Raw genomic sequence first — 26085 nt, forward strand, 5'->3', positions numbered from 1 at the left:
AATGTGGGAGGGGGCTTGCTCCCGATAGCGGTGTACCAGTCGACATATCTGCAAACTGACACTCTGCTATCGGGAGCAAGCCCCCTCCCACATTTGCTATCGCAGTGTTTAGTCCAAGGCTTTCCAGATCTCGGTTGCGTACTCGCGGATCGTCCGGTCCGACGAGAACCAGCCCATCCGTGCGGTATTGAGCACCGCCGAACGCCACCACGCCTTGGAATCATGCCAATGCGCTTCGACCCGCGCCTGGGCATCCCAGTAGGAATCGAAATCGGCACAGACCAGGAAACGGTCGTAGTCGATCAACCCGTCGATCAAGCCCACATAGCGGCCCGGATCATCCGGCGAAAACACCCCGCCCCGAATCGCTTGCAGCACGTCGTTCAGACGATGGGACGCAGCAATGTCGGGCCCGGCGTTGAATTCACCGGCATGTTTACGCGCCTCGACCTGCTGCGCGCTGAGGCCGAAGATAAACATGTGATCGGCCCCTACGCGCTCGTGCATTTCCACGTTGGCGCCGTCCATGGTGCCGATGGTCAGCGCGCCGTTGAGGCCGAACTTCATGTTACTGGTGCCCGATGCTTCAAAGCCGGCGGTGGATATCTGCTCCGACAAGTCCGCCGCCGGGATGATGCTTTCTGCCAGGCTGACGTTGTAGTTGGGCAGGAACACCACCTTGAGCAAGCCGCGCACGGTCGGGTCGTTGTTGACGGTGCGCGCGATGTCGTTGGTCAGCTTGATGATCAACTTGGCCTGGTGATAACTGGCCGCCGCCTTGCCCGCGAAGATCTTCACCCGTGGCACCCAGTCGGTGCCCGGCTCGGCACGGATCGCCTGGTACAGCGCCACGGTGTGCAGCAGGTTCAGGAGTTGGCGCTTGTATTCGTGGATACGCTTGACCTGCACGTCGAACATCGCCGCCGGGTTCACCGAAATGCCCAGGCGCTCATGGATGATCTCGGCCAGTGCACGCTTACTGTGCAGGCGCTGGTCGGCGAAGGCTTTGCGGAAGGCCTGTTTCTCGGCGAAGGTTTCCAACTCGCCCAGGCGGATTTCCATGTTGTCGAGAATGTCCGGGCCCAAGGCGTCCACCAGCATATCGGTGAGCTTGGGGTTCGCCTGGTACAGCCAGCGGCGGAAGGTAATGCCGTTGGTTTTGTTATTGATGCGCTCCGGGTAGAGCTTGTGCAGTTCGGAGAACACTGTGCTGCGCATCAGTTGGGTGTGCAGGCCGGACACGCCGTTGACGCTGTGGGAGCCGAGGAACGCCAGGTTACCCATGCGCACACGGCGGCCGTTGTCTTCTTCGATCAGGGAGACGGCGCGCAGTACGTCGAAGTCATGAATACCCTTGGCGCGCAGCGCATCGATGTGCTGCGCGTTGATCAGGTAGATGATCTGCATGTGCCGGGGCAGCATGCGTTCCATCAGACCGACCGGCCAGGTTTCCAGGGCTTCGGGCAACAGGGTGTGGTTGGTGTACGACAGGGTTTCGACGGTGACATCCCACGCGGCTTCCCACGGAATGTCGTGCAGGTCGACCAACTGGCGCATCAACTCGGCCACGGCGATCGAGGGGTGGGTGTCGTTGAGCTGGATCGCCGCGTGTTCACCCAGGCTCAGGACCGAGCCGTGCATGTTCTTGTGGCGACGCAACAGGTCCTGCAAGGAGGCGGCGACGAAAAAGTATTCCTGGCGCAGGCGCAGTTCCTGCCCCGCTTCGGTGCTGTCCGCCGGGTAAAGCACTCGGGAGATGCTCTCGGCGCGGGCCACTTCGGCGACGGCGCCCAAATGGTCACCGGCGTTGAAGCGCTCCAGGTGCAGGTCTTCCACCGCACGGGCACGCCACAGGCGCAAAGTATTGACGCTGGCGCCGCGCCAGCCGACCACCGGGGTGTCGTAGGCAACGGCGCGCACGGTTTCGTTGGGCGTCCACACCTGGATCTGCTTGCCGGAGGCATCCGGCAGGGTCTCGACGCTGCCGCCAAAGCCAATCGGGTAAATCACCTCGGCCCGTTCGAATTCCCACGGGTTGCCGAAATCCAGCCAGCGCTCGGTCTGCTCCTGCTGCCAGCCATCGACAATCGCCTGACGGAACAAACCGTGCTCATAACGAATGCCATAGCCGTGGCCGGCGATGCCCAAGGTCGACATGCTTTCCATAAAGCACGCCGCCAGACGGCCCAGGCCGCCGTTGCCGAGCGCCGCGTCGGGCTCCAGCAGGCGGATGCGCTCGAGGTCCACACCGAGTTCAGACAGCGCTTCGCGAGCGATCTCCAGCACGCCAAGGTTGCTCAGGCTGTCGTAGAGCAGGCGGCCGATAAGAAATTCCAGGGAGAGGTAATAAACCCGCTTCTGGCCTTTGCGGTAGATACGCCGCGTGTGGTCCATCCAGTGGTCGACCATCTGGTCGCGGGCGGCCAGGGCAATGGCTTCGAACCAGTCGTGGTCGAAGGCATGGTCCGGGTCTTTGCCCACCGCGTAGGTGAGTTTGGTCAAGACAGCATCGCGGAATGCGGCTACCTCTGCTTCTCGTGCAAGCGGTTCCTGAGACATCGGTGCGACCTCGGGCGAGATTGAAGGAGTTGCTAGAGCCTAGTCGGTCTGACAGACGGTAGACGCTCTGGTTCGGCAGTTTTTTAACTCATTCACCTTTACAGGCATTTGATGCAGGGGTCGTGCCCGATCTGCCCATGTCCAAGCCTTTGAGCTGAAATACGCAAAATATTGTTCAAAAAAACACCAATCCCGGTATTATCGCGCGCCCAGATACAGCCCCACCTTTTGGAACCCCGATGAAGCCTCAACTGATCGCCGCCGCGGAACTCGACCGTCTCGAGACTTGGCAGAAATATTCCGCCCACATGTGCGGCGGCTGCGTGTCCAGCTGCTGCACACTGCCGGTTGAGGTGAAGATCAAGGACCTGATCCGCATTGGCATCGTCGATGAGTTCGAGCGCGGCGACCCGCCGAAGAACATCGCCAAGCGGTTGCAGAAGGAAGGCATCGTCGAGCGCTACAACAACAAATCCGAGATTTTTACCCTGCAGCGCATGAGCAACAACGACTGCCTGTACCTGGATCGTAAGACGCGCTTCTGCACTATTTATGACAAGCGCCCGGATACCTGCCGCAACCACCCGAAAATCGGGCCGCGGCCGGGGTATTGCGCGTACAAGCCGAAGGAAGTGGTGCGCGAGACCAAATTCAAGACCCTCGATAAGTTCTGATTCGGGTTTTGCGGGGCTCTCAAGGGCCCCATCGGGGGCAAGCCCCCTCCCACATTGGAATGCATTTCAAATGTGGGAGGGGGCTTGCCCCCGATGAGGCCGGTAAAGCCACCACCAAAACTGCAGGCATAAAAAAACGCCCCCGGCCTTTCGACCGGGGGCGTTTTTCATTCAGCCTGAGTTAACTCAGTTCTTGGATTTCTTGGCAGCGCGGGTACGCTCGCCTTCGTCCAGGATCTTCTTACGCAGGCGGATCGACTTCGGCGTCACTTCGCACAGCTCGTCGTCCTGGATGAATTCCAGGGCCTGTTCCAGGGTGAAGCGAACAGGTGGAACCAGGGCGATGGTTTCGTCTTTACCCGAAGCACGCATGTTGTCGAGCTTCTTGCCTTTGGTTGGGTTGACGCCCATGTCGTTGTCACGGCTGTTCAGACCAACGATCTGACCGTTGTAGATCTCTTGACCGTGTTCAACGAACAGCTTGCCACGCGCCTGGAGGGTTTCCAGGGAGTAGGTCAGTGCCTTGCCGGTTTCTACCGAGACCAGAACACCGTTCTGACGGCCGGACATGTCGCCGGACTTCATGGTGTCGTAGCGATCGAAGATCGAGGTCAGGATGCCAGCACCGTTGGTCAGGGTCAGGAACTGGTTACGGAAACCGATCAGACCACGAGCAGGGATGTTGTATTCCAGACGCACACGGCCTTTGCCATCCGGCACCATGTTGGTCAGGTCGCCCTTACGCAGGCCCATCTCTTCCATGACCTTGCCCTGGGATTCTTCAGGGGTGTCGATGGTGACGTTTTCGAACGGTTCCTGCTTCACGCCGTCAACCTGACGGATGATCACTTCTGGACGACCAACGCCCATTTCGAAGCCTTCGCGACGCATGGTTTCGATCAGTACCGAGAGGTGCAGCTCACCACGGCCGGAAACCTTGAACTTGTCAGCCGAGTCGCCTTCTTCAACGCGCAGTGCAACGTTGTACAGCAGCTCTTTGTCCAGACGTTCCTTAATGTTACGGGAAGTCACGAACTTGCCTTCTTTACCGCAGAAAGGCGAGTCGTTTACCTGGAAGGTCATGGAAACGGTTGGCTCGTCAACGGTCAGAGGCTTCATCGCCTCGACAGTGTCCGGCTGGCACAGGGTGTCGGAGATGAACAGCGAGTCCATACCGCTGACGCACACGATGTCGCCGGCGAAGGCTTCTTCAACGTCGATACGGTGCAGGCCGTGGTGACCCATCAGCTTCAGGATACGACCGTTACGCTTCTTGCCGTCGGCGCCGATAGCGACAACCGGGGTGTTCGGCTTGACGCTACCACGGGCGATACGGCCAACGCCGATAACACCCAGGAAGCTGTTGTAGTCCAGTGCCGAGATTTGCATCTGGAACGGACCGTCACGGTCAACCTTCGGTGGTGGAACGTGGTCAACGATCGCCTGGTACAGCGGGGTCATGTCTTCCGCCATGGCGGTGTGTTCCAGACCGGCAATACCGTTCAGGGCCGATGCGTAGATCACTTGGAAATCAAGTTGCTCTTCGGTGGCGCCCAGGTTGTCGAACAGGTCGAAGATCTGGTCCAGAACCCAGTCCGGACGCGCGCCTGGACGGTCAACCTTGTTGATGCACACGATCGGACGCAGGCCGGCTTCGAAAGCCTTCTTGGTCACGAAACGGGTTTGCGGCATAGGGCCGTCTTGAGCGTCAACCAGCAGCAGAACGGAGTCAACCATCGACATTACGCGTTCTACTTCGCCGCCGAAGTCGGCGTGGCCCGGGGTGTCCACGATGTTGATGTGGTAGCCGTTCCAGTTGATAGCGGTGTTTTTAGCCAGGATGGTAATACCGCGCTCTTTTTCCTGGTCGTTGGAGTCCATCACGCGCTCGTCGTTGAGCTCGTTGCGCTCCAGGGTGCCGGATTGACGCAGGAGTTTGTCTACCAGGGTGGTTTTACCATGGTCAACGTGGGCAATGATGGCGATGTTACGTAGATTTTCGATCACTTGTGTATCTCGATCAGAGGATTCGGTGTGCTGACAGGTCGTGGCAGCGATTAACAGTAGAGTCAGGCCTTGCCGTTACAGCTTGACGGCAGAGTCGGGGGGCCGGTGACGCAGGCCACAGGCAAACAGCCCCGGGCTCTTAGCTCGGTCGATAAACGCGCACATTGGCATGCCCCTCACTGAGCAAATGGTGGGCATGCAGGCGACTCATCACGCCTTTGTCGCAATACAGCAGGTACTGACGGCTGTTATCCAGTTCCTTGAAACGCGCGTTCAATGCATAGAACGGCAGCGTTTGTACGTCGATGCCGGCGACTTCCAGCGGCTCATCTTCAGCGGCATCCGGGTGACGGATGTCGATGACGATCTGACCGGCCAGGGCTTCGCCAACTTCTTCGATCTGCACATCCTGGCCCAGCTCGTCGATAACACGATCGATCGGGACCAGCTTGGCGTTCTGGATCGCACGCTCCAGAACCGCCATATCAAACTGTTGTTCTTCGTACTCCACGCGGTTGCGCTTGGCGTGGGTCTTGGGGTTCACCGAAATGACCCCGCAGTATTCAGGCATGTGCTTGGCAAAGTCGGCGGTGCCGATTGCTTCTGCCAAGTCGATAATGTCCTGCTTGTGGCTGGCGATCAGCGGGCGCAGCACCAGCTTTTCAGTCACGCAGTCGATCAGCGACAGGTTCGGCAGCGTCTGGCTGGAAACCTGGGAAATCGCTTCACCGGTCACCAGCGCGTCGATCTGCAACTGATCGGCGATTCGGGACGCGGCGCGCAACATCATACGCTTCAAAACTACGCCCATATGACTGTTATCGACTTTACCGAGAATTTCGCCCAGCACTTCCTCGAACGGTACGCTCACAAATAGCACGCGTTGGGAGCTGCCGTACTTCTTCCAGATAAAGTGCGCAACTTCCATCACGCCCAATTCGTGTGCACGTCCGCCCAGGTTAAAGAAGCAGAAGTGGCTCATCAGGCCGCGGCGCATGATCTGGTAGGCCGCCACCGTGGAATCGAAACCGCCGGACATGAGGACCAGGGTCTGTTCCAGGGCGCCCAGCGGATAGCCGCCGATGCTGTCGTGCTGGCTGTGAATCACAAACAACCGTTGGTCGCGAATTTCCATGCGCACTTCAATTTGCGGCGCCTTGAGGGAAATTCCGGCGGCGCCGCACTCGCGACGCAGCTTGCTGCCGACGTATTTCTCGACGTCCATGGAGCTGAATGGGTGCTTGCCGGCACGCTTGCAGCGCACCGAAAAAATCTTGCCTTCAAGGCTGTCGCCGAAGTGCCGTTTGCATTTTTCGGTGATGTCGTCGAAGTCGCCCAGCGGGTACTCATCCACCTGCAGGAAATGCGCGATACCCGGCATGCAGCTCAGGCGCTCGGTCATGTCCTTCAAGGCTTTGGCGTCGGTCAGGCGGGTTTCCAGCTCGAGGTTGTCCCACACACCGTTCACCACCACAGCCGGGTCCAGATCGCGGAGCACGGCACGGATGTTCTTGGCCAACTGACGGATGAAACGCATCCGTACCGGTCGGCTCTTGATGGTGATCTCGGGGAAGACTTTAACGATTAATTTCATGGAAACAGCGCGCGCAGGGCCTGCCGAAAAAGGGGGGCGCGGATTATAGCGGAAATCGCTCAAGGTTTAACCAGTTAATATGCACAACACTCACCACGCACTAAAGAGGTGCATTTGCATCGCCAGACGCCACATTTCAGTGCTCGAATTTCGGGCTTTTGTCGCTATGTACCTTTTATAGGGCGTTTTTGGAGCAAAAAACCCATGTTGGCGCACTGGCATGCAATTTGCTCTCTTGTGAGGCAGGTTGCCATGGCGGACTATCCGCGCCGGCATCACCCACATTCTAAGGGCTAACTCCACTACCCCAGCCCGAAGCCACCCGGAGGACACTATGTCGAAGTCGGTTCAACTCATCAAAGATCATGACGTTAAATGGATTGATCTGCGCTTCACGGACACCAAAGGCACTCAGCACCACGTGACCATGCCGGCTCGCGACGCGCTGGATGATGCTTTCTTCGAAGAAGGCAAAATGTTCGACGGTTCCTCCATCGCTGGCTGGAAAGGCATCGAAGCCTCCGACATGATCCTGATGCCGGACGACAGCACTGCCGTCCTCGACCCGTTCACCGAAGACCCAACCCTGATCATCGTCTGCGACGTGATCGAGCCTTCGACCATGCAAGGCTACGACCGTGACCCACGTGCGATCGCCAAGCGTGCCGAGGAATACCTGAAGTCGACCGGTATCGGCGACACCGTATTCGTAGGCCCGGAACCAGAATTCTTCATCTTTGATTCGGTCAAGTTCAAGTCCGACATCTCCGGTTCCATGTTCAAGATTTTCTCCGAACAAGGTTCGTGGATGTCCGACCAGGACGTGGAAGGCGGCAACAAAGGCCACCGTCCAGGCATCAAAGGTGGCTACTTCCCAGTTCCGCCGTTCGACCACGACCACGAAATCCGTACCTCCATGTGCAACGCCATGGAAGAAATGGGCCTGGTCATCGAAGTTCACCACCACGAAGTGGCGACTGCCGGCCAGAACGAAATCGGTGTGAAATTCAACACCCTGGTTGCCAAGGCTGACGAAGTCCAGACCCTGAAGTACTGCGTACACAACGTGGCTGATGCCTACGGCCGTACCGCTACCTTCATGCCTAAGCCGCTGTACGGCGATAACGGTTCGGGTATGCACGTTCACCTGTCCATCGCCAAAGAAGGCAAGAACACCTTCGCTGGCGAAGGTTATGCCGGCCTGTCCGACACCGCCCTGTACTTCATCGGCGGCATCATCAAGCACGGTAAGGCCCTGAACGGCTTCACCAACCCGTCGACCAACTCCTACAAGCGTCTGGTCCCAGGTTTCGAAGCACCGGTAATGCTGGCCTACTCGGCTCGCAACCGTTCCGCCTCGATCCGTATTCCTTACGTGTCCAGCCCGCGCGCTCGCCGTATCGAAGCCCGCTTCCCGGATCCGGCAGCCAACCCATACCTGGCCTTCGCTGCCCTGGTCATGGCCGGCCTGGACGGTATCCAGAACAAGATCCACCCTGGCGACGCAGCCGACAAAAACTTGTACGACCTGCCGCCTGAAGAGGCCAAAGAGATCCCACAAGTGTGCGGCAGCCTGAAAGAAGCCCTGGAAGAGCTGGACAAGGGCCGTGCGTTCCTGACCAAAGGCGGCGTATTCAGCGACGACTTCATCGATGCCTACATCGAGCTGAAAAGCGAAGAAGAAATCAAAGTACGCACCTTCGTACACCCACTGGAATACGAGCTGTACTACAGCTGCTGATCCGGTAGCGCTGCTTGACGCAGCGTGAAGAAAAAGGCCTCCTTCGGGAGGTCTTTTTTTGCCCGGGAATTAACCCGAATCCCCCCACTCCCTCCCACAAGGAGATCAGCATTGAAACGTCGACTTGCGTTCGCTTTAGTGTTTTTCAGCGCCAGCGCATTGGCTGCGCCACCCACTCTTGAGCCGCTGCTCAACAGCATCGCCGAACGCCTGGAGATCGCCGACCAGGTGGCCCTGAGCAAATGGGACAGCAAAAAACCTGTAGAGGATAAGAAGCGCGAACAAGAGGTGATCGCCAGTGTCGTCGCCCAGGCGCCGAGCTACAAACTGGCCCCCGCCGCCGCCGAGCAATTTTTCTCGGCACAGATCGAGGCAAACAAGCTGGTGCAGTACACCCACTTGTCCGATTGGCAGTTCCAGGGCAAGGCACCCGACGACCCGCGCCCGGACCTGGTGAAGCAGATTCGCCCGCAACTGGATCAATTGCAAAAACGCCTGCTGCAACAACTGGCGGACTTCACCCCACAACGTACCGACCCGCAGTGCCCTCAATGGCTGGCCGAAGCAGTGCATGAGCCGCCGAACGACCCACTGCGGCAACTGGCGATGATCCGCGCTACGGCCGAGCTGTGTACCTACAAAGACTAAAACTGTAAACCCGATCCAAAAATGTGGGAGGGGCAACCCCTCCCAGATTTGATTTGTGTGATTTCGGCACTTCCTGAACAACCTTCACAAAACCGCACTATATTGGTGCGACATCCTGCACCCTTCCCAACGACACACACCATTTTGGTTCGAAACTTCCCGATCAAGCTGGCAGAACGCCACAGTTTCGCGCCTTAAACCCCTATTTCAGGGGTTTAACGCTTCTTTTCGGAGCCTTGGTTTGGTTTTTGCATTTTCCTTGTATCAGCGTGTGCCTCAAGCCCGCGCCTTGCTCCAAAAGAGGTCCCGATGACCATCAGCGATGCACTGCACCGTTTGCTACTCGACAACCTGACCACCGCGACCATCCTGCTCAATGACGACCTGCGCCTTGAGTACATGAACCCGGCGGCGGAAATGCTCCTGGCCATCAGTGGCCAGCGCAGCCATGGGCAGTTCATCAGCGAATTGTTCACCGAGTCGGCCGAAGCCTTGAGTTCGTTGCGCCAAGCCGTGGAGCAGGCACATCCGTTCACCAAGCGTGAAGCGATGCTCACGGCACTGACCGGCCAGACGCTGACCGTCGACTACGCCGTGACCCCGATCCTGAGCAACGGCGCCACCCTGCTGCTGCTTGAAGTGCACCCCCGCGACCGCCTGCTGCGAATCACCAAGGAAGAAGCCCAGCTGTCCAAGCAGGAAACCAGCAAGATGCTGGTACGCGGCCTGGCCCATGAGATCAAAAACCCGCTGGGTGGCATTCGCGGCGCGGCGCAGTTGCTGGCCCGCGAGCTGCCGGACGAGCACCTCAAGGACTACACCAACGTCATCATCGAAGAGGCTGACCGCCTGCGTAACCTGGTGGACCGCATGCTCGGCTCCAACAAGCTGCCGTCGCTGGCGATGACCAACGTGCACGAAGTACTGGAGCGCGTCTGTCAGTTGGTCGAGGCCGAAAGCCAGGGCTGCATCACCTTGGTGCGCGACTACGACCCGAGCATTCCCGACGTATTGATCGACCGCGAGCAGATGATCCAGGCGGTGCTCAATATCGTACGCAATGCCATGCAGGCCATCAGCAGCCAGAACGAGTTGCGCCTGGGCCGCATCAGCCTGCGCACCCGCGCCCTGCGCCAGTTCACCATCGGCCACGTGCGCCATCGCCTGGTGACCAAGGTTGAGATCATCGACAACGGCCCAGGCATCCCTGCGGAACTTCAGGAAACCATCTTCTTTCCCATGGTCAGCGGCCGCCCGGACGGTACCGGGCTGGGCCTGGCCATTACCCAGAACATCATCAGCCAGCACCAGGGTCTGATCGAATGTGAGAGCCATCCCGGCCACACCACATTCTCGATCTTTCTGCCTCTGGAACAAGGAGCCTCATCGACATGAGCCGTAGTGAAACTGTGTGGATCGTCGATGACGACCGTTCTATCCGCTGGGTCCTCGAGAAAGCCTTGCAACAGGAAGGCATGACCACCCAGAGCTTCGACAGCGCCGACGGGGTGATGAGCCGCCTGGCGCGTCAGCAGCCCGACGTGATCATCTCCGACATCCGCATGCCCGGCGCCAGTGGCCTGGACCTGCTGGCGCGGATTCGCGAGCAGCACCCGCGCCTGCCGGTGATCATCATGACTGCGCACTCGGATCTGGACAGCGCTGTCGCGTCCTATCAGGGCGGTGCCTTCGAGTACCTGCCCAAGCCGTTTGACGTGGACGAGGCCGTGGCGCTGGTCAAGCGCGCCAACCAGCACGCCCAGGAACAACAGAACCAGGAAGCCCCACCGACCCTGACCCGCACCCCGGAAATCATCGGTGAAGCGCCGGCGATGCAGGAAGTGTTTCGCGCCATCGGTCGCTTGAGCCACTCCAACATTACCGTGCTGATCAACGGCGAGTCGGGTACCGGTAAAGAGTTGGTGGCCCACGCCCTGCACCGTCACAGCCCGCGCGCGGCCTCGCCGTTTATCGCGCTGAACATGGCGGCGATTCCCAAGGATCTGATGGAGTCCGAGCTGTTCGGCCATGAGAAAGGCGCGTTCACCGGCGCAGCCAACCTGCGTCGCGGGCGTTTCGAACAGGCGGACGGCGGCACGCTGTTCCTCGATGAAATCGGCGACATGCCGGCCGACACCCAGACCCGCTTGCTGCGCGTACTGGCGGACGGCGAGTTTTATCGCGTGGGCGGGCACACACCGGTCAAGGTCGATGTGCGCATCATCGCCGCGACTCACCAGAACCTGGAAACCCTGGTGCACGCAGGCAAGTTCCGTGAGGACTTGTTCCACCGTCTCAACGTGATCCGCATCCATATCCCACGGATGTCGGACCGCCGCGAAGATATTCCGACCCTCGCCCGCCACTTCCTCAGCCGCGCCGCCCAGGAGCTGGCCGTCGAGCCGAAGTTGCTGAAAAGCGAGACCGAGGAATACCTGAAAAACCTGCCGTGGCCCGGCAACGTGCGCCAGCTGGAGAACACCTGCCGCTGGATCACCGTGATGGCGTCCGGCCGCGAAGTGCACATCGGCGACCTGCCGCCGGAGCTGCTGAGCCTGCCGCAGGATTCGGCCCCTGTGACCAACTGGGAGCAGGCACTGCGCCAATGGGCCGACCAGGCCCTGGCACGCGGCCAGTCGAACTTGCTGGACAGCGCCGTGCCGGCGTTCGAGCGGATCATGATCGAAACGGCCCTGAAGCACACCGCCGGCCGCCGTCGCGATGCCGCCGTGTTGCTGGGTTGGGGTCGCAACACCCTGACGCGCAAGATCAAGGAGTTGGGCATGAAGGTCGATGGTGGTGATGACGATGAGGGCGACGACGCCTGATCTCTAATCTACCGAGGTCTAATGTGGGAGGGAGCAAGCCCCCTCCCACATTTGGACCTCCACACGGACTCAGAATCGTGCACCGCTTCAATGCACCCTGTTCTAGCATCGCGCACACGTTCCACGCCCGAAACTAACGTTTTGTTAAGAAAATGCTGAACCTCGAAAACACCAAAGCCCCGTATTCCGGGGCTTTGCGCTTTCTGGAGAAATTTTTTGCCACAACTTAGCCACTCTGGCACGCGCCCTGCAATAACCCCAGTACAACCCAGTTTCGGGGACCTTGGTACAGGCAGGCCGAGAATCCCCTCTTTACACCCGGGGTGCTTGATGCGAACCGCGTCGCGCTCTACACCGCTTTCGGGAACCTCGGTACAGGCAGGCCGAGGACTCCCTCTTTAACACCGAAGCCTCTGGCTTCACCCCGTTTTGGGAGCCCTGGTACAGGCAGGCCGGGAACTCCCTTCTTTACACCCGGGGCTTATGTGGCTCAGCGCCCATAGCTCCAGCCCGTTTTGGGAACCTTGGTACAGGCAGGCCGGGGATTCCCTCTTTTATTGCTCTTGGAGATGGATCTCCAGCCGCCAGCGGCCATCGGCCTTCTCCCCTTTCCACTCCCCGCGCAACGGCCGAGCCGCCACCAGGTTCAGCAGCAAGCCCGCATCGGTCTTGCGCACGCGCCAGTTCACATCCTTGTCGTTGACCTTGAGCTGCCCACTGGCGGCCTTGCCTTGCGCGTCGAACAACAGCGCCACGGTGCCGTCGATGTGCTCGCCGTGCAGCTTGGGTTCGCTGTTGAACCACACCACCACACCGTCCGCAGCCGTCTCTACCTGCTGCAACTCGACCGGGTCAGGAGTGGTCAGGCGGCCGATCATCAGGCCCACCATCAGGCCGACAATCGCCAATGAGCCCATGACCCTCGGCATTAGCTTCGGCCTTGGGTCTTCTTCAGGGGTAGAATGCAGCGCATCTTTGCCTTCGGAGCCGTGCATGTTTCACGTCATCCTTTTTCAACCAGAAATTCCGCCGAATACCGGCAACGTTATCAGGCTATGCGCCAACAGTGGCTGCCACCTGCATTTGATCGAGCCCCTGGGCTTCGACATGGACGACAAGCGTCTTCGTCGTGCCGGGCTGGACTACCACGAGTACGCCACCCTCCAGCGCCATGCCGACCTGGTCAGCTGCCTGGAAAGCCTCGGACACCCGCGCTTGTTCGCGTTCACCACCAAAGGCTCGCGGCCGTTTCATGATGCCAGCTTTGCCGAGGGCGACGCCTTCCTGTTCGGCCCGGAAAGCCGTGGCCTGCCAGCCGAGGTACTCGACGCCCTGCCCGACGGCCATCGCCTGCGCCTGCCGATGCGCGAAGGCTGCCGCAGCTTGAACCTGTCGAACACCGTCGCCGTTGCCGTCTACGAAGGCTGGCGCCAACTCGGCTTCAAATAGCACACATAACAAATGTGGGAGGGGGCTTGCTCCCGATGGCAGAGTGTCAGTCGACATCTAGGTGACTGATCCACCGCTATCGGGAGCAAGCCCCCTCCCACATTGGGTTCTGCGTCGGGTTCGAGATTACTGAACCGTCGGCGCGCCTTCCTGTTGCATGCGCTGCAGCTCTTGAGCGTACAGGGCATCGAAGTTCACCGGAGCCAGCATCAGCGCAGGGAACGAACCACGGGTGACCAGGCTGTCCAGGGTCTCGCGGGCATACGGGAACAGGATGTTCGGGCAGAACGCACCCAGGGTGTGGCTCATGGACGCTTCGTCCAGGCCCTGGATCAGGAAGATACCGGCCTGTTGCACTTCAGCGATGAAGGCCACTTCTTCGCCATTCTTGACGGTGACCGACAAGGTCAGAACGACTTCGTGGAAGTCGCCTTCCAGTGCCTTTTGACGGGTGTTCAGGTCCAGGGCAACGCTTGGAGTCCATTCCTGGCGGAAGATCGCCGGGCTTTTCGGCGCTTCGAACGACAGGTCACGCACATAGATACGCTGCAGCGAAAATTGTGGGCCTTGGGCTTCTGCTGCTTCGGTGTTCTGTTGGTCAGTCATCGCAGATCCTTCTTGATCTTGGGGTCTTTTAGGGGTTAGGAGTCAGACGAGCAGCAGCGCATCGAGTTTACCGGCGCGCTCCAGGGCAAACAGGTCGTCGCACCCACCGATGTGCCTGGCGCCGATCCAGATCTGCGGCACGGACGTGCGCCCCGCCTTCTGGGCCATTTCGGCACGCACCTGGGGCTTGCCATCGACCTTGATTTCTTCGAAGGCAACGCCCTTCTTCTCCAGCAGGGCCTTGGCCCGCATGCAGTAAGGGCACCAATCGCTGGAATATACGACGACCTGGCTCATATCACTTCACCAGCGGCAGGTTGTCGGCGCGCCAGCTGCTGATGCCACCGGACAGCTTGGCGGCGATGAAACCGGTCTTGAGCATTTCGCGGGCGTGGGTGCCGGCGTGCTGGCCCTGAGCGTCGACCAGGATGATGGTCTTGGCCTTGTGCTTTTCCAGCTCGGGCAGGCGCGCGATCAGCTTGTCCTGAGGGATGTTCAGGGCACCGACGATATGGCCCGTGGCAAAATCCTTGGCCGGGCGAATATCCACCACAATGGCCTCGTCCTTGTTAACCAGCGCGGTCAGCTCCGACGTGCTCAGGCTGCGGCCACCACGGCTCAATTCGTGAGCGATCAGCAGCGCCAGCAGGATGACGAAGGCACCCACGAGCAGATAGTGGGCAGTGGCAAATGCAATCAGGTGATCAACCATCAAGGAGGTTCCAGGGCGTTAAAATGGCGGTAAGTATACACAGCCGTCAGGGGGGGCCAACCCCCGTAAAGCGGTGACGTGGTCGGAACTTCGCTTTAAACTGCCACTCCCTTTTCAATTGCCTTCCTTTATTACCGCCGCGAGAGGATCTATGACTACCACGCCTAAACCTTTGGTCCTGATAATTCTCGATGGCTTCGGACACAGTGAAAGCCACCACGACAACGCGGTGTACGCGGCCAAGAAGCCGGTACTCGACCGTCTGACCGCGACGGTGCCCAACGGCCTGATCTCCGGCTCGGGCATGGACGTGGGCCTGCCGGACGGCCAAATGGGCAACTCGGAAGTCGGCCACATGAACCTCGGCGCCGGACGAGTGGTATATCAAGACTTCACTCGCGTGACCAAATCGATCCGCGATGGCGAGTTCTTCGAGAACCCGACTATCTGCGCAGCGGTAGATAAAGCAGTGGCCGCCGGCAAGGCCGTGCACTTCATGGGCCTGCTGTCCGACGGCGGCGTTCACAGTCACCAGGACCATCTGGTGGCGATGGCCGAGCTGGCCTTCAAGCGCGGCGCCGACAAGATCTACCTGCACGCCTTCCTCGATGGTCGCGACACCCCGCCAAAAAGCGCGCAATCCTCCATCGAGCTGCTGGACGCCACTTTCGCCGCCCTGGGCAAGGGCCGCATCGCCAGCCTGGTGGGCCGCTACTTCGCCATGGACCGCGACAACCGTTGGGACCGCGTATCCCAGGCCTACAACCTGATCGTCGACGGCCAGGCCGAATTCCACGCCGCCACCGCCCAGGAAGGCCTGGAAGCTGCCTACGCCCGTGGCGAGAGCGATGAATTCGTCAAGGCCACCACCATCGGCGAGCCGGTAAAGGTCGAAGACGGAGACGCCGTGGTGTTCATGAACTTCCGCGCCGACCGTGCCCGCGAGCTGAGCCGTGTGTTTGTCGAAGACGGTTTCAAGGAATTCGAGCGTGCGCGCCAGCCAAAAGTCCAATACGTCGGCCTGACCCAATACGCCGCCAGCATCCCGGCCCCCGCTGCCTTTGCTGCCGGCAGCCTGGACAACGTGCTGGGCGACTACCTGGCGAAGAACGGCAAGACCCAGCTGCGTATTGCCGAAACCGAGAAATACGCCCACGTGACCTTCTTCTTCTCCGGCGGGCGTGAAGAACCGTTCCCTGGCGAAGAGCGCATCCTGATCCCGTCGCCAAAAGTCGCCACCTACGACCTGCAGCCGGAAATGAGCGCGCCGGAAGTCACCGACAAGATCGTCGACGCCATCGACCACCAGCGCTACGACGTGATCGTGGTCAACTACGCCAACGGTGACATGGTGGGCCACAGCGGCAACCTGGAAGCTGCGACCAAGGCCGTGGAATGCCTGGACCTGTGCGTCGGCCGCATCGTCGACGCCCTGGAAAAAGTCGGCGGCGAGGCGCTGATCACCGCCGACCACGGCAACTGCGAGCAGATGTCCGACGAATCCACAGGCCAGGCCCACACCGCCCACACGACCGAGCCGGTGCCGTTCATCTACGTCGGCAAGCGCGACTTCAAAGTCCGTGATGGCGGCGTGCTGGCGGATGTGGCGCCGACCATGTTGATGCTGATGGGGTTGGAGAAGCCGAAAGAGATGACCGGGACCTCGATCCTGGTCTGATCCAAACAACAGTGTGGGAGGGGGCTTGCCCCCGATAGCAGTGGGTCAGCCAACACCTATTCAGCTGACACACCGCAATCGGGGCAAGCCCCCTCCCACATTAGCTTCGCGGTGTTTGGTAGATGTCTTTTTGCCATACCGCCACCACTCGGCACCTATCTTGCCTTCCAGTCCGAATTGGGCGTTTTTTTTGCGGCGCTTGGCGGGCATACTAGGCCGTCCCTTTCCCTGGTGTCGCCCGCCTCTATGCTTCGCGCCTTGATTACCCTTGCTCTTGTCTGCCTGCTCCAACCGGCGTTTGCCGACGAGCGTGCACAAACTCAACAACAGTTGGACGCTACGCGTCAGGACATTACCGAGCTGAAAAAACTGCTCGGCAAGCTCCAGGAAGAAAAATCCGGGGTGCAGAAAGACCTGCGCGGCACGGAAACCGAAATGGGCAAGCTGGAGAAGCAGGTCCAGGAGCTGCAAAAAGAACTAAAGAAGAGCGAGTCGGAACTGGAGCGACTCGACGCTGAGAAAAAAAAACTCCAGAGCGCACGCGTTGAACAGCAGCGTTTGATCGCAATCCAGGCCCGCGCCGCCTACCAGAGCGGCCGCCAGGAATACCTCAAACTGTTGCTCAACCAGCAGAACCCGGAAAAATTCGCGCGCACCCTGACCTACTACGACTACCTGAGCAAGGCCCGACTGGAGCAGTTGAAAAGCTTCAACGAGACCCTGCGCCAGTTGGTCAACGTCGAACAGGAAATCGCCAACCAGCAGTCGCAGTTGGAGGACCAGAAAGCCAGCCTCAACGCCCAGCGCGACGAGCTGGACAAGGTCCGCAAGGAGCGCCAGCTGGCCCTGGCCAAGCTCAATGACGACGTGAAGGCCCGCGACGCCAAGCTCCAGGCCCGCGAGCAAGACCAGGCCGACCTGGCCAAAGTGCTCAAGACCATTGAAGAAACCCTGGCACGCCAGGCACGTGAGGCCGAAGAAGCGCGACAGAAAGCGCTGATAGCCCAGCAGGAAGCCGAAAAAAAGCGCCAGCGTGAGGCCGAACTGGCAGCCACCACCGATGCCCCGGCGCCCCGCAAACCGGCGCATGCCGCTCCTGGCCCGCTGGTTTCCAGTGCTGGCGAGTCCTTCGGCGGGCCTTTTGCTTCAGCGCGCGGCAAACTTCCATGGCCAGTTGATGGTCGACTACTGGCACGCTTTGGGGAAACCCGTGGCGATGACACCCGCGCCAAGTGGGACGGGGTGATGATCAGCGCCTCTGCCGGCAGCCAGGTCCATGCCGTACACGGTGGGCGCGTGGTGTTTGCCGATTGGCTGAGGGGCGCCGGTTTGTTGGTGATTCTCGACCACGGTAATGGCTATTTAAGCCTTTATGGCCACAATCAGACGTTACTCAAGTCGGCAGGTGATGTTGTAAAAGCCGGTGAATCCATCTCCACTGTCGGTAACAGTGGCGGCCAGGACACCCCAGCGCTGTACTTCGCTATTCGTCAGCAGGGTCGCCCGAGCGATCCCGCACAATGGTGCCGGTCCCAAGGATAGGGTCGCATCTACATTAGGAGTTCGTTCGACATGCTGCATTTGTCCCGCCTCACTTCGCTGGCCCTGACGATCGCCCTGGTGATCGGCGCGCCTCTGGCTTTTGCCGACCAGGCCGCCCCGGCTGCACCCGCCGCCACGGCCGCGACCACCAAGGCGCCGTTGCCGCTGGACGAGCTGCGCACCTTTGCCGAGGTCATGGACCGGATCAAGGCAGCCTATGTCGAACCTGTAGACGACAAGACCCTGCTGGAAAATGCCATCAAGGGCATGCTCAGCAACCTCGATCCGCACTCCGCCTACCTCGGTCCGGAAGATTTCGCCGAGCTGCAGGAAAGCACCAGCGGCGAATTCGGGGGCCTGGGCATTGAAGTCGGCGCCGAAGACGGCAATATCAAGGTGGTCTCGCCAATCGATGACACCCCGGCGTCCAAGGCCGGCATCCAGGCCGGTGACTTTATCGTCAAGATCAACGGCCAGCCGACCCGTGGCCAGACCATGACCGAAGCCGTCGACAAGATGCGCGGCAAGATCGGCCAGAAAATCACCCTGACCCTGGTGCGCGACGGCGGCAACCCGTTTGACGTGACGCTCACCCGCGCAACCATCGTGGTCAAGAGCGTGAAGAGCCAGCTGCTGGAATCGGGCTACGGTTACATCCGCATCACCCAATTCCAGGTCAAGACCGGCGACGAAGTGGCCAAGGCCCTGGCCAAGCTGCGCAAGGACAACGGCAAGAAACTCAGCGGCATCGTGCTCGACCTGCGCAACAACCCAGGCGGCGTGCTGCAGTCGGCGGTGGAAGTGGTCGACCACTTCATCACCAAGGGCCTGATCGTCTACACCAAGGGTCGTATCGCCAACTCCGAGCTGCGCTTCTCGGCCACCGGCAACGACCTCAGCGAAAACGTACCCTTGGCTGTGCTGATCAACGGCGGCAGCGCCTCGGCGTCGGAAATCGTCGCCGGCGCCCTGCAAGACCAGAAACGCGGCGTGCTGATGGGCACCACCAGCTTCGGCAAAGGCTCGGTGCAGACCGTGTTGCCGCTGAACAACGAGCGTGCGCTGAAGATCACCACCGCGCTGTACTACACGCCGAACGGCCGCTCGATCCAGGCCCAGGGCATCGTGCCGGACATCGAAGTGCGCAAGGCCAAGATCACCAACGAAATCGACAGCGAGTACTACAAGGAAGCGGACCTGCAAGGTCACCTGGGCAATGGCAACGGCGGTGCCGACCAGCCAACCGGCAGCAGCAAGAAAGCCAAGCCGATGCCGCAGGACGATGATTACCAGCTGGCCCAGGCGCTGAGCCTGCTCAAGGGCTTGAGCATTACACGCAGTCGTTGATATGCGTGTTGCCCTGATCATCGCTGTGCTATGCAGCCTGGCAGGGGTCGCCTACGCGGCCCCTGCCAGCGAATCCCACAAAGCCTACCTGACCCTCATCATCGACGACCTGGGGCAAAACCTGACCCGGGATCGTCGCGTGCTTGCCCTGCCTGGGCCGGTGACCACGGCGATCATGCCCGACACGCCCCACGCCGCCGAATTCGCCCGCGAAGCGCACAAGGCCGGCAAGATCGTGATCCTGCACATGCCCATGGACCCCGCCACCGGCCCGTTCGCCTGGCACCCCGAGCTGTCTATCGAAGAGTTGGGCAAACGCCTGGACGCGGCCTTCAACGCCGTGCCCTATACCGCCGGTATCAACAACCACATGGGCAGCCGCATGACCGCGCAACCGGCCGCCATGGCCTGGCTGATGGCCGAGCTGCAACGGCGCAACAAGTTCTTCGTCGACAGCCGCACCAGCGCGCAGACCGTAGCCGCTGCCGAAGCGCAGAAGATTGGCCTGGCGCATGTTTCGCGGGATGTGTTTCTCGATGACGAACGCACCGAAGCGGCGATCACCACGCAACTGCAAACCGCGATCAAACTGGCGCACAAACAGGGTTCGGTGGTGATGATCGGCCACCCTTACCCACAAACCCTGGCAGTGCTGGAGCGCGAGTTACCCAAGCTCAAGGCCCAGGGCATCGACTGGATAGATATCAAGTTGATGATCAGTGTGCGCAGCAATCAAGCCATGGCTGGGCACGGCAAGAACGGCACCTACCGCTACAAATAGTTAGCCATGATCTGTTCCACCCGCCCTTCAGAGCGCAACTGATCCAACGCCGCCTGCAGCTTGGCTACCGTCTCATCCGGCACATCCCTGTTCAGCGCCAGGTACAACTGAGCACTGTTGAACCGCAGCACGGTCTTGAGCCCCGTCACACCGACCTGGCGCGCAAGATAACGCCCGGCCGGGTCGCCGGTGGCCCACAGGTCGATCTGGCCATCCATAAGCTTTTGCGCGTTGTCCTGGTCGCGCAACACCACCACCGGGTTAAGGCCCTGCTTCTCCAGGGTCTCGGCGATGGCGTCGCCTTTATAGGCGCCGATCCTGTAGCGCCGCGCGTGCTCCAGGTCATCGAGCTGGATCTTGCTGTCGGCTTTGGCCAGCAGCACCCAATCATCCGGGCCGATGGGGCCGACCCACTTGAACAGCGCTTCACGATCCGGCAGACGCGCCATCACGAACACGCCATAGCCGGGCTTCTCCAGGGCGAGTTTGTAGATTCGCTCCCAGGGAAAACGCAGGGTGAGATTGTAGGAAATGCCGGCACGCTTGAAGGTCTCGCGCACGATGTCCACGGCGATGCCTTCGATGTTCTCGTCCTTGGCGAAGTTCTTACCGTTCCTGGCCATGTTGTAGGGCGGGAAATTTTCCGTCAGCAACACCAGGGAGGCGTCAGACGGTTCCTCTGTGCAATGGGCCGAGCCGGCCAAGAGAATGGACGTGCTGGCGACAGCAAGAAGCAGTTGTTTGAACATGAAGGCTACCGGAATCCATGGCAAGCGCAGAGAGTGCCGCGCGCCTGCCATGGTGTCCAGCAACGTTTAGCGAACGACGATACCGCGCGCCGCCATGTAGGCCTTGGCCTCAGGAACGGTGTATTCGCCAAAGTGAAAAATACTCGCCGCCAGCACCGCGCTGGCATGGCCTTCGATCACGCCGTCGGCCAGGTGTTGCAGGTTACCGACACCGCCTGAGGCGATCACCGGAATACCCAGCGCATCGCTGATGGCGCGGGTCACCCCCAGGTCGAAGCCGTTCTTCATGCCGTCCTGGTCCATGCTGGTCAGCAGGATTTCCCCGGCGCCCAGGCCTTCCATCTTCATCGCCCACTCCACCGCGTCCAGGCCGGTCGGCTTGCGACCGCCGTGGGTGAAGATCTCCCAGCGCGGGGTTTCGCCCGGGCCGGAGACTTTCTTGGCGTCGATGGCTACCACGATGCATTGCGAGCCGAAGTGCTGCGCGGCTTCGCCGACGAACTCCGGGTTGAACACCGCAGCGGTATTGATCGAGACCTTGTCCGCACCGGCATTGAGCAGGTTGCGAATGTCTTGCACGGTGCGCACGCCACCGCCCACGGTCAGCGGGATAAACACCTGGCTGGCCATGCGCTCGACGGTATGCAGCGTGGTGTCGCGGCCGTCGACGCTGGCGGTGATGTCGAGAAAGGTAATCTCGTCGGCACCTTGCTCATCGTAGCGACGGGCGATTTCCACCGGGTCGCCGGCGTCACGGATGTTCTCGAACTTGACGCCCTTGACCACGCGACCGTTGTCGACGTCCAGGCAAGGGATGATGCGTTTGGCCAGCGCCATGGTCAGTCCTCAGCCGTTGTAGGCATCGCAGTAAGCCTGGGCTTCGGCGACGTCCAGGGTGCCTTCGTAGATCGCACGGCCGGTGATGGCGCCGATGATCCCTGGCGCCTTGGCGTCCAGCAGCGACTTGATGTCGCCCAGGTTGTGAATACCGCCGGAAGCGATCACCGGGATCCTGGTCGCAGCGGCCAGCGCAGCGGTGAACGGCACGTTGCAGCCCTGCATCATGCCGTCTTTGGCGATGTCGGTATAAACGATGGCGGACACGCCGTCGGCTTCGAACTGCTTGGCCAGGTCGATGACTTGCACGGTGCTGATTTCAGCCCAGCCGTCGGTGGCGACGAAACCGTCTTTAGCGTCCAGGCCCACGATCACTTTGCCCGGGAACGCGCGGCAGGCTTCGGCGACGAAGGCCGGGTCTTTCACGGCCTTGGTGCCGATGATCACGTAGCTCACGCCGGCCTTGACGTAATGCTCGATGGTTTCCAGGGAGCGGATACCGCCGCCGATCTGGATCGGCAGGTTCGGGTAGCGCCTGGCGATCGCGGTGACCACCTCGCCGTTGACCGGCTGGCCTTCGAAGGCGCCGTTCAAGTCCACCAGATGCAGACGACGGCAGCCCCCTTCCACCCATTTGGCAGCCATGCTCACCGGGTCATCGGAGAACACGGTGGAATCTTCCATACGGCCTTGGCGCAGACGTACGCAGGCGCCGTCCTTGAGATCGATAGCGGGGATAATCAGCATCTGGCAAACCTTATTCGATATTCAGCAATGCTTGGAAATCAGGGTTTCTCAAGCGACCACAGGTCGCTTTCGATGCTTTCGAACCTTTCTTTAAGGAGCGTCTGCGTATCGAAAATCGCCCTGTTGTAATAATGCGGAGCCACTTCGGTGGTGAACAGCTCAAGAATCTCGGCGACCTCGAACGAGCCCAGCTTGAGCTCGAAGCGGTCTTCCATGAAGCGCTTGATCTTGAGGGTAGCCTCACTCTCCTGTTCGGGCGTGAGGTTCAAGATTGGCAGCTTCGGCTTCCTGGCCATTTACCAGCGTCCATCCCAGGCGGCGAAGTTCTGCAGCAATTGCAGGCCATGGGTATGGCTCTTCTCCGGGTGGAACTGCACGGCAAACCGCGAACCTTCGGCCAACGCTGCGGCGAAGTCGACGCCGTAGTGCCCGCCCCCCACCACCTGGCCCGGTTTACCGGCGGCGATGTAGTAGCTGTGCACGAAGTAGAAACGCGCCATGTCCGGCACTTCGTGCCACAGCGGGTGATCCACGGTCTGGCGGACTTCGTTCCAGCCCATGTGCGGGACTTTCAGGTGTTCGCCGTCTTCATGCAGGTCTTTGCCGAAGAATTTCACTTTGCCCGGGAACAGGCCGATGCAGTCAACGCCGTCGTTCTCTTCACTGCTGTCGAGCAAGGCTTGCATGCCCACGCAGATGCCGAGGAACGGGCGATCCTGGCTGACTTCGCGCACCAGGCTGTCAAAGCCCAGGCGGCGAATTTCGGCCATGCAATCGCGAATTGCACCTACACCGGGGAACACCACGCGGTCGGCTTCGCGAATCACATTGGCATCGCTGGTGATCAGCACCTTGCCGGCCCCTACGTGCTCGAGGGCCTTGGCCACCGAGTGCAGGTTACCCATGCCGTAATCGATAACCGCGACCGTCTGCATTACAGGACGCCCTTGGTCGAGGGCATTTGCCCGGCCATGCGGTCATCCAGCTCCACGGCCATGCGCAGCGCGCGGCCGAAAGCCTTGAACACGGTTTCGATCTGGTGGTGGGTGTTGGTGCCGCGCAGGTTGTCGATGTGCAGGCTGACGAGTGCGTGGTTGACGAAGCCCTGGAAGAACTCCTGGAACAGGTCGACATCGAAGCCGCCCACGGTGGCGCGGGTGTACGGCACGTGCATCTGCAGGCCTGGGCGGCCGGAGAAGTCGATGACCACACGCGACAGCGCTTCGTCCAGCGGGACATAGGCGTGGCCGTAGCGACGGATGCCTTTTTTGTCGCCGATGGCCTTGGCAAACGCCTGGCCGAGGGTGATGCCTACGTCTTCCACCGTGTGGTGGTCGTCGATATGCAGGTCGCCCTTGCTGACGATATCCAGGTCGATCAGCCCGTGACGGGCGATCTGGTCCAGCATGTGCTCAAGAAAAGGTACACCGATATCAAATCGGGCCTTTCCGGTGCCATCCAGGTTGATCGAGGCTTTGATCTGGGTTTCCAGAGTGTCGCGCTCGACGGACGCCTTACGTTCGGCCATCACCAGCTCCGCAAAATCATTGGGCGAAAAAGGCAGCCATTATAGGGGCGCGGGCGCTAAACAGAAACATCGAAGGGGATAAGACTGACGAGTTGAAGCGGGGAGTGTCGGGGATAGACATGTGCATACAAGCGGGCGCTCCAGGATGGTGCGCCCGCTTGCAGTCAACTTAGTGGAACAGTACTGCCGTCTTCTGCAGGGTCACCCACACACCCCACGCCAACGGAATACCCACCACCAACCAGGCGGCGATCGCCAATGGCACGGTGCCGGACGCGGCTTTCCACTCCAGGGAAGTGGTGGCATCAGCCCCCTTGTCATGGCCCAGCGCTTGCTCTGCGGCAAGTTCTGCATCGGTCATGAAGTACTTGTCGGCCACCGGGCGGACCAGCATGTTGCAGATAAAGCCCAGCACCAGCAGACCCGCGAGGATATACAAGGTGATGTCATAGGCCGCAGCGCGTTCGACGCCGATGCTCAGTTGATATTCACGCAGGTAGTTCACCAGCACCGGGCCCAATACGCCCGCGGCTGCCCATGCGGTCAGCAGGCGACCGTGGATCGCGCCGACCATCTGGGTACCGAACAGGTCGGCCAGGTAGGCCGGGACGGTCGCAAAACCACCGCCGTACATCGACAGGATGATGCAGAACGCCGCGACGAACAGCGCCACGTTGCCCAGGTGCCCCAGGTTCGGGATCAGCGCATACAGGGCAAAGCCCAGGGCGAAGAACACGAAGTAGGTGTTTTTACGCCCCAGGTAGTCGGAGAACGACGCCCAGAAGAACCGGCCACCGATGTTGAACAGGCTCAACAAACCGGTAAAGCCCGCAGCGATGGCAGCAATCGACGCCAATTGCCCGGCGTCCAACTGGCCAAACGGCACATCAACACCCAGCAGCTTGCCACCGAACACTTCCTGCAGCAGCGGCGAAGCCATGCCGAGGATGCCGATACCGGCCGATACGTTCAGGCACAGCACCAGCCATACGAGGCGGAATTGCGGGGTTTTCCACGCCACATTCACGTGCACGTGACGGTGAGTGATCATCGCGTTACTGGCTTTTTTCGCCGGCGCGGTCCAGCCCTCAGGCTTCCAGCCGGTCGGTGGGACGCGGTAGGACAGCGCGCCGCCGATCATGAACACGAAGTAGATCGCGGCCATCACCAGGAAACTCTGCCATACGCCCACGCTGGTCGGCGAAGCGAAGTGACCCATCAACGCAGCAGCCAGCGGGGCGCCCACCATTGCGCCACCGCCGAAGCCCATGATCGCCATGCCGGTGGCCATGCCGCGCTTGTCCGGGAACCACTTGATCAGGGTCGATACGGGCGAGATATACCCCAGGCCCAGGCCGATACCGCCAATGACCCCGGAGCCGATCCACATCAGCCAGATCTGGTGGGTATAGATACCCAATGCCGAGATCAGCAGGCCGCCACACCAGCACAGCGCCGACACAACACCGGCCTTGCGTGGCCCGGCATGTTCCAGCCAGCCACCCCAGATCGCTGCCGAGCAGCCCAGGAAGATGAAGAACAGGGTGTAGATCCAGCCCAGCATGGAGATGGGCCAGTCGCATTGGGACGAGAAGACTTGGGCGATGAAGCTCATGTCCGGCGCACAGGCAACCGGCTTGGTGATACCCAGCGCCTTGGACAGCGGCAACCAGAACACCGAGAAGCCGTAGGCCATGCCGATGCACAGGTGGATGGCCAGGGCGGCCGGTGGAACCAGCCAGCGGTTGAACCCGGGCTTGGCGATAATGCGCTCCTTGGACAGGAACGCAGGCTGTGCGGCGGTAGTGCCGGCCACAGTGCTAGTGCTCATTGATGAATCCCCCAGTTATTAGTATGCGTTCGTCAGGCGCTCTCTCCCTCGGCCTTGCACGCAAAGCGTGGCCGTTTTTGTAGAGTGAAGCTCCATTTGGCGCGACGATAAGTCGCAGAAGGCGAACGAACGGCCGAAGATTAGCATTAGCGGATGACAGAAAAACCAAAATGACATCATCTTTTTGCGATTTTTCGGTTTTATTGACGTCAAAAACCCGCTTTCGC

Annotated in this window: 24 protein-coding genes; 10 read left to right on the forward strand and 14 right to left on the reverse strand. The window is 60.4% G+C overall.

All coding sequences use genetic code 11. From position 1 onward, the window contains the following. Nucleotides 1–108: 108 nt before the first annotated feature. Complete coding sequence (locus tag HDC32_RS22605; RefSeq protein WP_184745505.1) at nt 109–2559, reverse strand: glycogen/starch/alpha-glucan phosphorylase; 2451 nt, start codon at nt 2557–2559, stop codon at nt 109–111. 239 nt (nt 2560–2798) lie between these two features. On the opposite strand from HDC32_RS22605, the gene HDC32_RS22610 reads away from it, so the two are divergent. Then, complete coding sequence (locus tag HDC32_RS22610; protein WP_024072902.1) at nt 2799–3233, forward strand: YkgJ family cysteine cluster protein; 435 nt, start codon at nt 2799–2801, stop codon at nt 3231–3233. Nucleotides 3234–3419: 186 nt separating this feature from the next. On the opposite strand, the gene typA is transcribed toward HDC32_RS22610, so the two are convergent. Further along, nucleotides 3420–5240, reverse strand: coding sequence for a translational GTPase TypA (gene typA / locus HDC32_RS22615; RefSeq protein WP_131696905.1), 1821 nt, complete (start codon nt 5238–5240; stop codon nt 3420–3422). A 139-nt stretch (nt 5241–5379) separates the two neighbouring features. Continuing rightward, nucleotides 5380–6834, reverse strand: a complete 1455-nt coding sequence (gene thiI / locus HDC32_RS22620; protein ID WP_167655621.1) for a tRNA uracil 4-sulfurtransferase ThiI — start codon at nt 6832–6834, stop codon at nt 5380–5382. Between the two features lie 334 nt (nt 6835–7168). Here thiI and glnA point away from each other — a divergent pair, with 334 nt between their 5' ends. From glnA to ntrC, 4 genes are all read left to right on the forward strand, one after another. Next, nucleotides 7169–8575, forward strand: coding sequence for a glutamate--ammonia ligase (gene glnA, locus HDC32_RS22625; protein ID WP_024072899.1), 1407 nt, complete (start codon nt 7169–7171; stop codon nt 8573–8575). Between the two features lie 111 nt (nt 8576–8686). Next, nucleotides 8687–9223, forward strand: coding sequence for a chorismate mutase (locus HDC32_RS22630; protein WP_131696907.1), 537 nt, complete (start codon nt 8687–8689; stop codon nt 9221–9223). A gap of 309 nt (nt 9224–9532) precedes the next feature. After that, on the forward strand, nt 9533–10618 hold the full coding sequence (gene glnL, locus HDC32_RS22635) for a nitrogen regulation protein NR(II) (protein ID WP_131696908.1): 1086 nt from the start codon (nt 9533–9535) through the stop codon (nt 10616–10618). Next, nucleotides 10615–12051 carry a nitrogen regulation protein NR(I) gene (ntrC, locus tag HDC32_RS22640; RefSeq protein ID WP_027605069.1) on the forward strand — a complete coding sequence of 479 codons (1437 nt, stop codon included), beginning with the start codon at nt 10615–10617 and terminating at the stop codon, nt 12049–12051. Before glnL ends, ntrC begins: the two co-directional genes overlap by 4 nt. A 554-nt stretch (nt 12052–12605) precedes the next feature. Here the strand turns inward: ntrC and HDC32_RS22645 are convergent. Next, nucleotides 12606–13046 carry a hypothetical protein gene (locus tag HDC32_RS22645; protein ID WP_131696909.1) on the reverse strand — a complete coding sequence of 147 codons (441 nt, stop codon included), beginning with the start codon at nt 13044–13046 and terminating at the stop codon, nt 12606–12608. Here HDC32_RS22645 and HDC32_RS22650 point away from each other — a divergent pair. Further along, entirely contained in the window at nt 13045–13500 is a 456-nt protein-coding gene (locus tag HDC32_RS22650; RefSeq protein WP_184745507.1) for a tRNA (cytidine(34)-2'-O)-methyltransferase, read from the forward strand. The two genes, HDC32_RS22645 and HDC32_RS22650, sit on opposite strands and share 2 nt — an antisense overlap. A gap of 126 nt (nt 13501–13626) precedes the next feature. Here the strand turns inward: HDC32_RS22650 and secB are convergent, their stop codons facing one another. Genes secB through HDC32_RS22665 form a run of 3 tightly spaced genes read right to left on the reverse strand, consistent with a single transcriptional unit; the run spans nt 13627 to nt 14818 of the window. Beyond that, entirely contained in the window at nt 13627–14106 is a 480-nt protein-coding gene (gene secB, locus HDC32_RS22655; protein WP_014716520.1) for a protein-export chaperone SecB, read from the reverse strand. A gap of 42 nt (nt 14107–14148) precedes the next feature. Continuing rightward, nucleotides 14149–14403 carry a glutaredoxin 3 gene (gene grxC, locus HDC32_RS22660; protein WP_033896917.1) on the reverse strand — a complete coding sequence of 85 codons (255 nt, stop codon included), beginning with the start codon at nt 14401–14403 and terminating at the stop codon, nt 14149–14151. 1 nt (nt 14404) lies between these two features. Further along, on the reverse strand, nt 14405–14818 hold the full coding sequence (locus HDC32_RS22665; RefSeq protein WP_131696911.1) for a rhodanese-like domain-containing protein: 414 nt from the start codon (nt 14816–14818) through the stop codon (nt 14405–14407). 151 nt (nt 14819–14969) lie between these two features. Here HDC32_RS22665 and gpmI point away from each other — a divergent pair, with 151 nt between their 5' ends. From gpmI to HDC32_RS22685, 4 genes are all read left to right on the forward strand, one after another. Then, on the forward strand, nt 14970–16496 hold the full coding sequence (gene gpmI / locus HDC32_RS22670; protein WP_131696912.1) for a 2,3-bisphosphoglycerate-independent phosphoglycerate mutase: 1527 nt from the start codon (nt 14970–14972) through the stop codon (nt 16494–16496). A gap of 246 nt (nt 16497–16742) precedes the next feature. Further along, nucleotides 16743–18038 (forward strand): murein hydrolase activator EnvC, encoded by a 1296-nt coding sequence (locus HDC32_RS22675; protein ID WP_145335875.1) that lies wholly within the window; start codon nt 16743–16745, stop codon nt 18036–18038. Nucleotides 18039–18068: 30 nt separating this feature from the next. Beyond that, the gene (locus tag HDC32_RS22680; RefSeq protein WP_131696914.1) at nt 18069–19385 is read left to right on the forward strand and encodes a S41 family peptidase; all 1317 of its coding nucleotides are present in this window, start codon (nt 18069–18071) and stop codon (nt 19383–19385) included. Nucleotide 19386: 1 nt separating this feature from the next. Continuing rightward, entirely contained in the window at nt 19387–20166 is a 780-nt protein-coding gene (locus HDC32_RS22685; RefSeq protein WP_184745509.1) for a divergent polysaccharide deacetylase family protein, read from the forward strand. Here the strand turns inward: HDC32_RS22685 and HDC32_RS22690 are convergent. The 7 genes from HDC32_RS22690 to HDC32_RS22720 form a co-directional block, all read right to left on the reverse strand. After that, entirely contained in the window at nt 20157–20915 is a 759-nt protein-coding gene (locus HDC32_RS22690) for an ABC transporter substrate-binding protein (protein ID WP_184745511.1), read from the reverse strand. The genes HDC32_RS22685 and HDC32_RS22690 overlap by 10 nt on opposite strands. A gap of 66 nt (nt 20916–20981) precedes the next feature. Further along, a complete protein-coding gene (gene hisF / locus HDC32_RS22695; protein ID WP_003171107.1) occupies nt 20982–21752 on the reverse strand; it encodes an imidazole glycerol phosphate synthase subunit HisF in 771 nt (256 codons plus the stop codon). Between the two features lie 9 nt (nt 21753–21761). Further along, complete coding sequence (gene hisA / locus HDC32_RS22700) at nt 21762–22499, reverse strand: 1-(5-phosphoribosyl)-5-[(5-phosphoribosylamino)methylideneamino]imidazole-4-carboxamide isomerase (RefSeq protein WP_057010603.1); 738 nt, start codon at nt 22497–22499, stop codon at nt 21762–21764. Nucleotides 22500–22537: 38 nt separating this feature from the next. Further along, nucleotides 22538–22795 (reverse strand): DUF2164 domain-containing protein, encoded by a 258-nt coding sequence (locus HDC32_RS22705; protein WP_065925755.1) that lies wholly within the window; start codon nt 22793–22795, stop codon nt 22538–22540. Next, nucleotides 22796–23434, reverse strand: a complete 639-nt coding sequence (gene hisH / locus HDC32_RS22710; RefSeq protein WP_131696918.1) for an imidazole glycerol phosphate synthase subunit HisH — start codon at nt 23432–23434, stop codon at nt 22796–22798. Beyond that, a complete protein-coding gene (gene hisB, locus HDC32_RS22715; RefSeq protein WP_003218037.1) occupies nt 23434–24027 on the reverse strand; it encodes an imidazoleglycerol-phosphate dehydratase HisB in 594 nt (197 codons plus the stop codon). Before hisB ends, hisH begins: the two co-directional genes overlap by 1 nt. Nucleotides 24028–24196: 169 nt before the next feature. Then, on the reverse strand, nt 24197–25858 hold the full coding sequence (locus HDC32_RS22720; protein ID WP_131696919.1) for an OFA family MFS transporter: 1662 nt from the start codon (nt 25856–25858) through the stop codon (nt 24197–24199). Nucleotides 25859–26085: the final 227 nt, after the last annotated feature.

This window comes from Pseudomonas sp. JAI120 (assembly GCF_014207255.1).
Classification (GTDB): Bacteria; Pseudomonadota; Gammaproteobacteria; order Pseudomonadales; family Pseudomonadaceae; genus Aquipseudomonas.